Source organism: Chthonomonas sp., from assembly GCA_016788115.1.
GTDB lineage: Bacteria > Armatimonadota > Fimbriimonadia > Fimbriimonadales > Fimbriimonadaceae > UBA2391.
Map to the genome: position 1 here is coordinate 373324 of JAEURR010000006.1, position 10393 is coordinate 383716.

Sequence of the window (10393 nt, forward strand, 5' to 3'; positions counted from 1 at the left end):
AAGACGATTCCCCGCCGATTTTCTGCGCTACATCAGCTGGAATTCTGGTGTGCCAAAGATGAGCCCGAGTGCCGCAGCCGTGGGCTTGTCGACATTCAGCGCGGTAATGCGCGACGGCATGGCGGCTCGGACGGCATCCTCGACTCGGGCAAGTTTGTCCGCCGGGAGTTTCACATCCAGCAGTGCCGTCAGCCTTTGGGCATACTCGGTGGGCGTTCGGAGATCCAGCACAATCGACTGCAAGAGCCGTGATCGCTGGAGCCCCTGGACCAAGATCTTACCGAACTTGATGCGCTCTATCATGGTTGCCGAGCTGATCCATTCGGCTCCGACCTTCCACCCCGACACATCCGGCGGGTTCAGAACCTCCATCCCCATCGCCTTGGTCGAGGTGAAAATGGGCGCGAGGGCAGCGGCTCGTGGAATCTTTGTCTCCGTGCCGCGAGCATCCTCGATGGACCTCTGAATGGACCCGCCGATCCCAAACTGCCGGTACGTCGCGACGCATAGATCGAGCGGGTTCTTGATCAGGCGTCCCACGCATCGCTCGCTATAGAACTCTGGAGCCTCCATGATCGCCCTGAGGGTGGACCGAATCGAATAGTGGCTGTTCGTGAAGGCCGCAGCGATCAGTTCGACCACCGCGGGTTCGGGGTTGTCGTAGGCGAACCATGTCCACAGCTTCTTCGCGAGAAAGATCGCCGTACTGGGGTGTGCGGCGAGAATACCGCAGACGTCCTCCCCGTCGAAGGGACCCTTGTTCCCCAGAAAGGACTTCATTCCGGGATCGTGCACGTCCTCTAGGAACTGGAATGATGAGCCAAATCGGGGTTTGTCTACGCTGCGTCCACGCCGACCGTAGGTCCATCCAGTGAACGCACGCGCAGCTTCCTGGACGTCTTTCTCCGAGTAGTGCCCGACACCGAGAGTGAACAGCTCCATAATCTCCCTGGCAAAGTTCTCGTTAGGCTTCTCTTTGGTATTGAACTGGTTGTCCAGCCAGTAGAGCATCGCCGGGTCCTTGGCGACGTCGACCAGCATGTGGTGGAAGTTCCCCACCGCGTGCTTGCGCAAGAGGAGATTCTGCGCGTACATCGCGGGGGCCACGTCAACCTTTGAAGACGCCGTCGCAAAGTGGTTGTGCCAGAAGAGGGTCATCTTCTCTTCGAGGGGTCGGCGCGTCACCACCATTTTCAAGAGCCACCACGCTTGGATGTCGCGCATGCGTGGGGCGCCCTTGCCGATGCCCATGTCGTTCGGCGTGAGGTCAAATTGCGGATCGACTTTCTCGTAGTTGAGCAGGGTGTCGATCGTACCAGCGAGCCCAAGCTTGCCGTAGTACTCCAGTTCGGCTTCGCTCACTCCCCACCCAAATCGGCGCAGGACGTGGGCAATCTTCTCTCGTTCGGTCAGAGCGGCCATGTGAGTGAGGACGATAGGATGCGGCTTCTGTTCACCACGAGGGTATCAAGAACGAGGGCTGCCCCTCCCAAAGGAGGCGCAGCCCAAAAATCAACTTAGCAGCAATTCAGACTTCTTTCACGTTCGCCGCGTTGAAATCCTTCTCGCTAACGAACTTGTACAGCTTGCGGCCCTGGTAGTTGGCCATGAGCGCGTGGCGCGTCTGCTGACCAGTCTTGGTCTTGCGCACCATCTTGGTCTTGGTGACATCACTGTCACCTACTTGAACCTTCGCTCGCGATTTCAGATCATAGAACTCCATTTATCCCTCCAAAGACACCTAAGTGCCTGCATAGATTCGAGAAAACTATATCACATCCTTGAGTTCAAATGAACCCACTGTGCAAAAGTTTCTCCTGCCTAACACATCAGTAGTCTAACCGGGTTGAACCTGTAGGTTCAACGGGGCGCGGAAATTTTGCGCTCTTCCTGGTCAATTTCCGCACCTGGAGTAAACTTTCACCGAGTGAGACAGCCTGCGTGAACTTGCCCAAGCCACCATCCGAATACGAAACAAGAGCCTTGCAGCGATTCCGCGACGAGGGTTTTCGCATCACGATGCCTCGGTTGCAAGTGATCCGTACCCTGGCGGATACCAGAAGGGCACTCACCGCGCACGACATTCACCGCGCCATCACGAGCTCGGGCGATCGGATCGACGTGGTGAGCGTGTACCGAATCCTGGCGACTCTGTCGGAATTGGGCCTGGTCCACCACATTGGGATCGTGGACGGCTACCGCGCCTGCTCCATGAGCGACGATCATTCGCACGAAGAAGAGCACTTCGTGTGTGCCAGCTGCGGCGAGGTGACCGAGTTACCCGTCTCCGCCACCGAGCTCAGCAGCACGCGTGATCGACTCAAGGCGATCGGTCACGAAGCCGACTCCATCAAGATCGAAGTTCAGGGCACGTGCAGCAACTGTATCGCGCGCCGCGCCTGATTCCACCCACAAAACAAAGTGGCCGAGTCCCTTAGGGCTCGCCCACTTTACTTACTGCTGAAGAAGACTTAGTCTTCGTTTCGCGGTTCTCGCGGCTCGCGATGCTCGCGGTTGTCGCGATCGTAGTTGCGCGGCGGGCGCGGTCGCATCGGTCGCTCAGCGCTGAACTCGGTCACGACGAACGGCATGAGAGCCATCTCACGCGCACGGCGGATTGCCTGAGCAATCATGCGCTGCTGCTTGGCAGTGTTCCCCGTGAACTTTGCGGAGAGGATCTTGCCGCGATCATTCGTGAACCGTCGGAGGATGGTGACCTCCTTATAGTCCACCGTCTGAATCTTGTTAATGGTGAGGTAACTGACCTTGCGTCGTCGTCGTCCGCGGAATCGGGGCTCGCCCGTCATCGCTGCGCCCATGTCGCCGCCACCGGCTGCGCCCTGGCTACCGTACGGCCGTGCACTTGGTCGTCGTGCTCCATTTTCACCCGCGGTGTTTGACGCGGCTTCCGAAGCTTGACTTGCCTGCGTCTGCGTGGTTTCTTCACTCATGTTTTGTGTCCAACAGTTCCTTACGTGAGATTTCATGCCGAAGGCACGAACTACCAGTATGGCACATCTCTTGCTTTCTCTCCCTCAAACCCTTGCCTAGAGCGCTCCTTCAGCGAACAAAAACCGATTCGATGAACAATCTGGAGCGTTCTTCGTTGTACAATTTAATGGCCTTTTCCTATTTTTGATTTCTGAGGAGATGAAATGAAAAACAAACTCACACTGGCGGCGCTTGGCGTCGCATTCGCAAGCGTCGCTTTTGCGCAAACGACTGTGTACAGCACTGGCTTTGAGGCCCCGTTCACCCCCGGCGTGCTGGATAGCCAGCAATCCTGGCTCGTGGATGAAGACGTCAATAGTTTCTTCACCGTGGATGCGGGCAAGCGCACGGGTAGCCAGGGAGTCGTCTACGACACGGCTCCGGCGGCGGGCAACAACTGGGCATGGCTTGACATCACGCAAGCTGGTGCCGGCAACGCCTATGTCACGACCGCGTGGGTCAAGGTCGATGAGGACACCGTTAATACTCTCCAGTCCGGTTTTGGCCTCGATGCCTACGGCGGCTCCGATGCTGGCGGATCGAACTTCGGCCGTATCGCCGTTATTCTGGTTCGCGGCGACAAGAAGGTCCGGTTCTATTCATCCACCATTGCGGATGTTCCCGGCTTTACTCCGGCGAACGGCGTCTGGCACCGCATCGACATGATCACCGACTACCCGAACAATCGTACGGCGGGCGCGATGAATGGATCGGCGTTCCCGATCACTGTTCCGATGCCAACGTTGAAGAGCTTCATCTTCGACGTTGACCTCCTCGCGAGTGCAAGCGGTTTCAACGTTGGACACTTCGACGACTACAAGATCGTCCGATACTCGAACGCCAACAAAGCGGTCGCCGGTCAGATTACGTACGCGGGCTACATGAAGGGTGCCGACACAGCCCCCGTCACCGTCTCGCTTTACAGCGGGTCCACGCTGGTTGACACGAAGACTGCGACCCCAGATGGCGACGGCTACTTCACAGTGAACACAACAGCAGGTCCTGGCACCTACGATGTCTACTTCAAGGGCTCGAAGTGGCTGAGCAAGAAGGCTGGCAGCATCACGTTGACGGCGAACTCGCCGTACACAGTCGCCGGTGTGGCCACGGTGCTCGCAGGCGATGCGAACAACGATGACTTCGTGGACTTCTTCGACTACTTGTTGCTCTCGGCTAGCTACGAACTCGCCCTCGGCGATGGTGGATACAACGCAGAGTGCGACTTCAACGGTGACGATGCGGCCGACTTCTTCGACTATCTCATCATGTCGGACAACTACGAAACCAACGGAGACATCGCCGGGCTCTAAGCCTCATCGACGACTCCGAGATGCCCGTGAGCTTGATGCTCGCGGGCATTTTTTCTTGGTCCCCAGCAATTCTCCCAGAGCTGCTTGAAGAATCGTTGCAAATGAATATCGAACCAATTTCATGCGCATATCGTCAAGTACACTGTCGTTGGTTGCTCGACCACGAAGAGGAGATTTTTTCATGCGATTCTTGACCACTACGTTTGCGTTAGCTTGCCTGGCATCTGTGTCCATGGCCCAAACCGTCCGGTATGCGACTGGTTTTGAGAGCCCCTTCTCGAACGGCTCGATCAAGAACCAACAAACCTGGGACCTGGACACCCAGATTTCGAACCCGTTTAAGATCGCCGCAGCCCAGGGCCGCAACGGCACCCAGGGCGTCATCTACGACCTGAAGCTGCAGACCGACGGCGTCGGCGCGCGCACTGCTTGGAAGCCGGACACCGACACCAACACCCAAGACACCTTCGTCAGTACCGTCTGGGTCAAGATCGACACCGACACGCGAAGCGGCAACCTGAACCGCGGCCACTTCGGCCTGGAGACCTACGGCGACTATATTGAACTCTTCCCGGGCATCGGTTTCTATCAGATCGGCGCAGCAGTGAAGATCACCGGCGACGGGCGAGCCATCTTGGATCGACCGGACCAGCAGGTCAGCGCTGTCGTCACGAACGTCCCACGCGACACCTGGCACCGACTGGAACTGATCCAGGGCGTCGGCAACCAGATTGGCAGGATTCGTGGCAGTGTCAACGGGATCGACCTGGGAATCCTTGGAACGACCACACGCAACAACTTCGCGTACACCGCGCTGTACGCGAGCAGCATCGGCACCAGCCCGAGCACGCCTTCCACCAACATCGGTCACTACGACGACCTGTCGGTGAAGCGGTATGCAACCACTCAGCAGACTTACGCCGGTCGCATTGCGGTCGCAGGATACGCCGGTAACCTGGCGACCATGCCCGTCAGTGTGGTCTTTGACAATGGCGGCCCGGTCACCGTCAACACGACGATGGACAAAGACGGCTACTTCGAGGCGAAGGCCCCAGTTGCTGGCTTAAACCGGATCTTCGTCAAGACGAGGGCTGGCTTGCAAAGACTTGTGGGCGAGTACCAGAGCGGCGCATTCGTGCGCATCGCCCCGGTCACGCTCATCAATGGCGACATCAACAACGACAACTTCGTCGACTTCTTCGACTACCTCATCCTTTCGGATGGGTACGAGTCCGAGGCAGGTCAGCCAGGTTACGATGCCAATCCGTACGCAGACCTCAATGGCGATGGAGTCATCGACTTCTTCGACTACCTCATCCTTAACGCGAACTACGAGTTGCAAGGGGATGAGCCCGCACCGGGAGCATAAAGCTTAATCGACACTCCTTTCAACAACGGGTGGGGCAAGTGACTTGATCATTTGCCCCACCTCGTTTTATTTTTGACCGTATTCTCACTGATGTGTATTAAACTAGGGGGTAGTGATTGGAGACCTCAATGATTAAAGTCCGCTTTGCCCTGCTCTCGTCCCTGCTTGCCACCTCTTGCTTGGCCCCGGCAGCCGTGACCGGCTACTCGGTTTCGTACCTTCGGAATTCCGTCCAGAATTCTGACTTTGCTCCGGTGCTGGAAGACCTTTTCGCATTTCAAGCGATCATGTCTTCCGATGGAACAGGTGAGTTTGATGCCGGTGAGTTCAACGCGCCCAACGGGACCGTGACTCCGCTGATCTTCAGCCCGCCTGCGTACCTCATCTACGGCGAGTACCAACCGACGTTGGGCGCGCTGTTCACAAGCTATCCGACCGGAACGTACACTTTCAAGATCACCGGAGGGAGTTTTGCAGGTCAATCGGCGACAGTTGCCACGAGTGCCGCCGACTTCGCCAATTCAATTCCGTTCCTGACTTCGGGAAGCTATTCCAGTTTGCAGTTCTGCAACGCAGGGGATGATCGGACGGTCACCTGGCCCGCCTTCACCCACAGCGGGGTAATGCCCCTCACAACGAGTGCACTGAATGTGCTCGACATGACCTCGACAAACCTGGCGTGGCAAGACGGTGGCCCTGCGTCGGTTGCCGGTAGCACCACGATCCCGGGCGCAAAGCTGATCAGCGGTCACTACTACTATTACGGCCTGACTCACGACTGCTATCGAACTACCAGTAATGCCGGCTTTGGCACGGCCGCAGCCTCCGTCACTTACACCCGGCGATCTGAGGGATACTTCCAGGTCCAAGCGAATCCGGGTACTGTTGCCGGGCAATTCTATCATGGCCAAAGCAACCGAAGCATCGGGATCCCGGTCACCGTTGAAGTCGTGCAGGGCGGCGTGCTCGTAGACACGCAGACGTTTGCGGTGGGATACAACAACTGGTACGCCTTTGATACGACCGCAACCGGCACGGCAGATTTGTACTTCAAATCGAGCCACTGGCTAAAGAAGGCGGTGTACAACGTTGATCTCGACACCGGCCACAATCAGCTCGACGTCACGCTGCAGAATGGCGATTGCAACGACGACAACCACGTCGACTTTTTTGATTATCTGCAGCTCTCGGACGCTTACGAATCGGTGGTGGGCGACCCCACTTTCTCGGCAGGTGCCGACCTCTCAGAGGACGGCGAAGTGAACTTCTTTGACTACCTGATCATGAGCGCCAACTACGAGACCGACGGCGACGACTACTAAGACCCGAACGAAGAGGGCAGGTCGCTCGAGGCAACCTGCCCTCTTTTTGTTAACTCAGCCAGAGATTACTGGTAGCCGCCGTTACGGGCCGCTTGCAACCGCGCCGTCGCACGTTCGATTGCCGAAGTCGCTTCGTCGGTTGTCATGGTGCTCGGCTCGCCTCGGAGCGCCTTGCGCGCCTCATCGAGCTCGCGCTCGGTTTCGCGAACCTGGACTTCGCTAGCCAAACGGGCTTCGTCCGCCAGGACGATCACGCGGTCACCGCCGATCTCCATAAAGCCGCCACCGATGGCCACGTATTGCTTCTGTTCCGTAGCATCGCGGTACTCGAAAACTCCCGCGCGCAGCGCGACGATCATCGGCTGGTGACCGTGCTGCACGCCCATGTAACCATCGTACGCAGGCACGATCACCGACGTGACTTCTTCATCGACGACGGTCCGGTCCGGCGCAACAACTGATAGATTGAACTTAGTAGCCATGGAGTTGTTGGTGACTCCACGCCGCGCTGAGGCGTGGAGTCACGGTTTGCATCAGACAGCTGCGAGTTTCTTCGCCTTCTCGAAGACGTCCTCGATCGAACCGCAGTACAGGAATGCCTGCTCTGGGATCTCGTCGCATCGGCCCTCAACGATCTCTCGGAACGAGCGGATCGTATCTTCGAGCGACACGTACTTGCCCGCGTTACCGGTGAACTGCTCGGCGACGAAGAACGGCTGGCTCATAAATCGCTCAATCTTGCGAGCGCGTGCGACCAGCAGCTTGTCGTCGTCCGAAAGCTCGTCGATACCGAGAATCGCGATGATGTCTTGGAGTTCCTTGTACCGCTGCAGAATCTGCTGAACCTGACGCGCGACGTCGTAGTGCTCGGCACCGACAACCGCTGGGTCGAGGTTCTTCGAGGTCGAAGCAAGAGGGTCAACGGCCGGGAACAGACCCTTCGAGGCGATGCTTCGCTCAAGATAGATGTATGCATCCAGGTGAGCAAAGGTGGTCGCTGGAGCGGGGTCCGTGGGGTCGTCAGCAGGGACGTAAACGGCCTGCACCGAAGTGACCGATCCCTTCGTGGTCGAAGCGATGCGCTCCTGCAGGAAGCCCATTTCGGTGGCGAGCGTCGGCTGGTAGCCGACGGCGCTCGGCATACGTCCGAGCAGCGCCGATACCTCGGAACCTGCCTGAACGAAGCGGAAAATGTTGTCAACGAAGATGAGAACGTCCGTACCCACTTCGTCGCGGAAGTACTCCGCCATCGTGAGTGCCGTAAGGGCGACGCGCAGACGCGCTCCCGGCGGCTCGTTCATCTGACCGAAGACCATGGCGGTCTTGTCGATAACGGCCTTCTCGGTGCCGTCCTTGTCCGTGAACTTGGCTTCCTTCATTTCGAGCCAGAGGTCGTTCCCTTCGCGGGTGCGCTCGCCGACGCCGGCGAACATGGCAACACCCGAAGCTTCAACCGCAATGTTGCGGATCAGCTCTTGGATCGTAACCGTCTTGCCCAGTCCTGCACCACCGAAGAGACCGATCTTTCCACCCTTGTTGAACGGGACAAGAAGATCGATGACCTTCAGACCGGTAACGAGGATGTCAACCTTAACGTTCTGCTGGTCGAATGACGGCGGCTGGCGGTGAATGGGAAGTCGCGGAGCAGCGGCAAGTCTGGCAGCCTTCTCAGCTCGGACTTCCGGCGTGTCGGCGTGCTCACCCGATTCCAGGATGTCGATCGGCTTGCCCAAAAGGTTGAAGACTCGGCCCAGAGTAGCGTCGCCGACCGGTACCGTAATCGGTCCGCCCGTGTCCTCGGCAGCCATACCGCGGACGATGCCGTCGGTGGAAGCGAGGGCAACGCAGCGAACGATGTCGTCGCCGAGGTGCTGTGCCACTTCGCAAACGATGCTCAGGCCGTGCTTGTCGTCCTTCACCTCGATCGCGTTATAAATCCCTGGGAGCTTTCCGGTATCAAAGCGGCAGTCTACAACCGGTCCCAAAACCTGAATCACTTTGCCCAACGTCGGCATACTGGTTCTTCAATCCTCCAAAAGACACCCCGCGACCGATCATCAGTCGTGGGGTTTCTAGAGGCGAAGTATACCCTCGCAAACCGACTAGAATCGCAGTCAGTACATCCAGTCGGCGAGGAAATAGTTCGCGATATAGATGAGCACCATCGAGAGGACGACCGTATTCGTCGTCGCGCGCCCTACGCCCACCGCACCGTCCTTCGTCCGCAGTCCTTGCTGGCACGCGACGACGCTCACGATGAAGCCAAAGACCAAAGTTTTGATCATGCCCCCGATGAAGTCCCACGGCTCAACGAACTGTCGAATGGACATGACGAACGATTCGCCGGGGACCCCGCCCTGGAGCGACACCAAGTAACCGCCGAGCATGCCCGAGTACACGCCAATCATGCACAAGACTGGCAACATGACGATGCATGCGATGATTCTGGGGATCACCAGGTAGTTGGTCGGATGCACCGACAGAGCGCGGAGCGCGTCAATCTGCTCGGTCACCGCCATCGTGCCAATCTGCGCGGCCATCGAGGAACCGCACCGAGCCGCGACCATGATCCCCGCTAGTACCGGGGCGATCTCGCGTGTGACCGCAAGGCCGATGGTGCCACCCGCGAGGCTGCTCGCACCATATTTGACAAGCAGCTCAGTGGAATACAGCGCCAAAACCGAGCCTGAGAAAAATGTGGTGAGCGCGACGATGGGGACCGAGGCCACTCCAATGAACGCCATCTGCTGGACGGTTTCGCCGACCTCGCGCGGGCGGCTCAGCAAGCGCGAGACAAAACTCGAAACGATGAGCGTGCACTCGCCGACAAAAGTTACCAGTGCCGAGATCGCTTGGAGGGCACCGCCAATCATGCCCGCGATCTTACCTGCGCCTAGCCCTCGGGGTCCGGAGTCCCTGCCTGTCTCTGGATCTCTTCGCTGATCCGGCTCGCTTCATCCGGCTTCATCATTGACAGAATCGCCGCCGTCTTTTCGGTCTCCATCAGACCGAAGACACGGGCGATATCCGGAATCTCCCAGTTCGCCGTGATAGCAAGCACCCTATCGTTGGGCAAGTTGTTCCAGATTTCGGCGACTGCTGCCGCGCCTTTCTCCAGGTCGACTGAGACCGGCTTGGGCTTGGGAGCCTCCGCCACTGGCTCGGGAGTCGACGCCTCCGGTTTTGCAGCATCGGCCGGCTTTTCTTCCGCCTTAGCCGCAGTTGCGGGAGCGGGAGCGGCTTGCTTGGCGAGCTTCGATTTCGGGGTGATCCCTTTGATCTTCACCATGCCCGTGAACGCCGCGCCAAAGAACCCGCCCCCTAGGAGAACCAGGACGATCACGGCAACGATGATCAGCTTGCCCTTACCCTTCCCACTCGCGCCCTTCCCCTTGGCCATT

Annotated in this window: 11 protein-coding genes; 4 read left to right on the forward strand and 7 right to left on the reverse strand. The window is 58.3% G+C overall.

What is annotated here, in order from left to right:
• Window positions 1–27 precede the first annotated feature (27 nt).
• Together JNM85_06965 and JNM85_06970 are read right to left on the reverse strand one after the other, a co-directional pair.
• Entirely contained in the window at window positions 28–1422 is a 1395-nt protein-coding gene (locus JNM85_06965) for a DUF1800 domain-containing protein (GenBank protein MBL8087796.1), read from the reverse strand.
• Between the two features lie 106 nt (window positions 1423–1528).
• The gene (locus JNM85_06970; GenBank protein ID MBL8087797.1) at window positions 1529–1723 is read right to left on the reverse strand and encodes a hypothetical protein; all 195 of its coding nucleotides are present in this window, start codon (window positions 1721–1723) and stop codon (window positions 1529–1531) included.
• Between the two features lie 296 nt (window positions 1724–2019).
• Here JNM85_06970 and JNM85_06975 point away from each other — a divergent pair, with 296 nt between their 5' ends.
• The gene (locus JNM85_06975) at window positions 2020–2403 is read left to right on the forward strand and encodes a transcriptional repressor (protein ID MBL8087798.1); all 384 of its coding nucleotides are present in this window, start codon (window positions 2020–2022) and stop codon (window positions 2401–2403) included.
• A 68-nt stretch (window positions 2404–2471) separates the two neighbouring features.
• On the opposite strand, the gene JNM85_06980 is transcribed toward JNM85_06975, so the two are convergent.
• Window positions 2472–2807 carry a 30S ribosomal protein S18 gene (locus tag JNM85_06980; GenBank protein ID MBL8087799.1) on the reverse strand — a complete coding sequence of 112 codons (336 nt, stop codon included), beginning with the start codon at window positions 2805–2807 and terminating at the stop codon, window positions 2472–2474.
• Between the two features lie 348 nt (window positions 2808–3155).
• Between JNM85_06980 and JNM85_06985 the strand changes: the two genes are divergently transcribed.
• The 3 genes from JNM85_06985 to JNM85_06995 all read left to right on the forward strand — a co-directional run bounded on the left by JNM85_06985 (window position 3156) and on the right by JNM85_06995 (window position 6992).
• Window positions 3156–4301, forward strand: coding sequence for a hypothetical protein (locus JNM85_06985; GenBank protein MBL8087800.1), 1146 nt, complete (start codon window positions 3156–3158; stop codon window positions 4299–4301).
• A 181-nt stretch (window positions 4302–4482) separates the two neighbouring features.
• Window positions 4483–5670, forward strand: coding sequence for a hypothetical protein (locus tag JNM85_06990; GenBank protein ID MBL8087801.1), 1188 nt, complete (start codon window positions 4483–4485; stop codon window positions 5668–5670).
• Window positions 5671–5798: 128 nt separating this feature from the next.
• On the forward strand, window positions 5799–6992 hold the full coding sequence (locus JNM85_06995; GenBank protein MBL8087802.1) for a hypothetical protein: 1194 nt from the start codon (window positions 5799–5801) through the stop codon (window positions 6990–6992).
• Window positions 6993–7057: 65 nt separating this feature from the next.
• Here the strand turns inward: JNM85_06995 and atpC are convergent, their stop codons facing one another.
• The 4 genes from atpC to JNM85_07015 form a co-directional block, all read right to left on the reverse strand.
• Window positions 7058–7474, reverse strand: coding sequence for an ATP synthase F1 subunit epsilon (gene atpC, locus JNM85_07000; protein MBL8087803.1), 417 nt, complete (start codon window positions 7472–7474; stop codon window positions 7058–7060).
• Between the two features lie 51 nt (window positions 7475–7525).
• Window positions 7526–9007 (reverse strand): F0F1 ATP synthase subunit beta, encoded by a 1482-nt coding sequence (atpD, locus tag JNM85_07005; GenBank protein MBL8087804.1) that lies wholly within the window; start codon window positions 9005–9007, stop codon window positions 7526–7528.
• A gap of 99 nt (window positions 9008–9106) precedes the next feature.
• Window positions 9107–9865, reverse strand: a complete 759-nt coding sequence (locus JNM85_07010; protein MBL8087805.1) for an ABC transporter permease — start codon at window positions 9863–9865, stop codon at window positions 9107–9109.
• A gap of 20 nt (window positions 9866–9885) precedes the next feature.
• Window positions 9886–10392 (reverse strand): hypothetical protein, encoded by a 507-nt coding sequence (locus JNM85_07015; protein MBL8087806.1) that lies wholly within the window; start codon window positions 10390–10392, stop codon window positions 9886–9888.
• Window position 10393 lies beyond the last annotated feature (1 nt).

What these genes read in the sequence shown, in the direction of transcription:
- atpC (MBL8087803.1), bottom strand. Translation starts at nt 7,474, where the DNA reads ATGGCTACTAAGTTCAATCTATCAGTTGTTGCGCCGGACCGGACCGTC.
- atpD (MBL8087804.1), bottom strand. Translation starts at nt 9,007, where the DNA reads ATGCCGACGTTGGGCAAAGTGATTCAGGTTTTGGGACCGGTTGTAGAC.
- JNM85_06985 (MBL8087800.1), top strand. Translation starts at nt 3,156, where the DNA reads ATGAAAAACAAACTCACACTGGCGGCGCTTGGCGTCGCATTCGCAAGC.
- JNM85_06990 (MBL8087801.1), top strand. Translation starts at nt 4,483, where the DNA reads ATGCGATTCTTGACCACTACGTTTGCGTTAGCTTGCCTGGCATCTGTG.
- JNM85_07010 (MBL8087805.1), bottom strand. Translation starts at nt 9,865, where the DNA reads ATGATTGGCGGTGCCCTCCAAGCGATCTCGGCACTGGTAACTTTTGTC.
- JNM85_06975 (MBL8087798.1), top strand. Translation starts at nt 2,020, where the DNA reads ATGCCTCGGTTGCAAGTGATCCGTACCCTGGCGGATACCAGAAGGGCA.
- JNM85_07015 (MBL8087806.1), bottom strand. Translation starts at nt 10,392, where the DNA reads ATGGCCAAGGGGAAGGGCGCGAGTGGGAAGGGTAAGGGCAAGCTGATC.
- JNM85_06965 (MBL8087796.1), bottom strand. Translation starts at nt 1,422, where the DNA reads ATGGCCGCTCTGACCGAACGAGAGAAGATTGCCCACGTCCTGCGCCGA.
- JNM85_06980 (MBL8087799.1), bottom strand. Translation starts at nt 2,807, where the DNA reads ATGACGGGCGAGCCCCGATTCCGCGGACGACGACGACGCAAGGTCAGT.
- JNM85_06995 (MBL8087802.1), top strand. Translation starts at nt 5,799, where the DNA reads ATGATTAAAGTCCGCTTTGCCCTGCTCTCGTCCCTGCTTGCCACCTCT.
- JNM85_06970 (MBL8087797.1), bottom strand. Translation starts at nt 1,723, where the DNA reads ATGGAGTTCTATGATCTGAAATCGCGAGCGAAGGTTCAAGTAGGTGAC.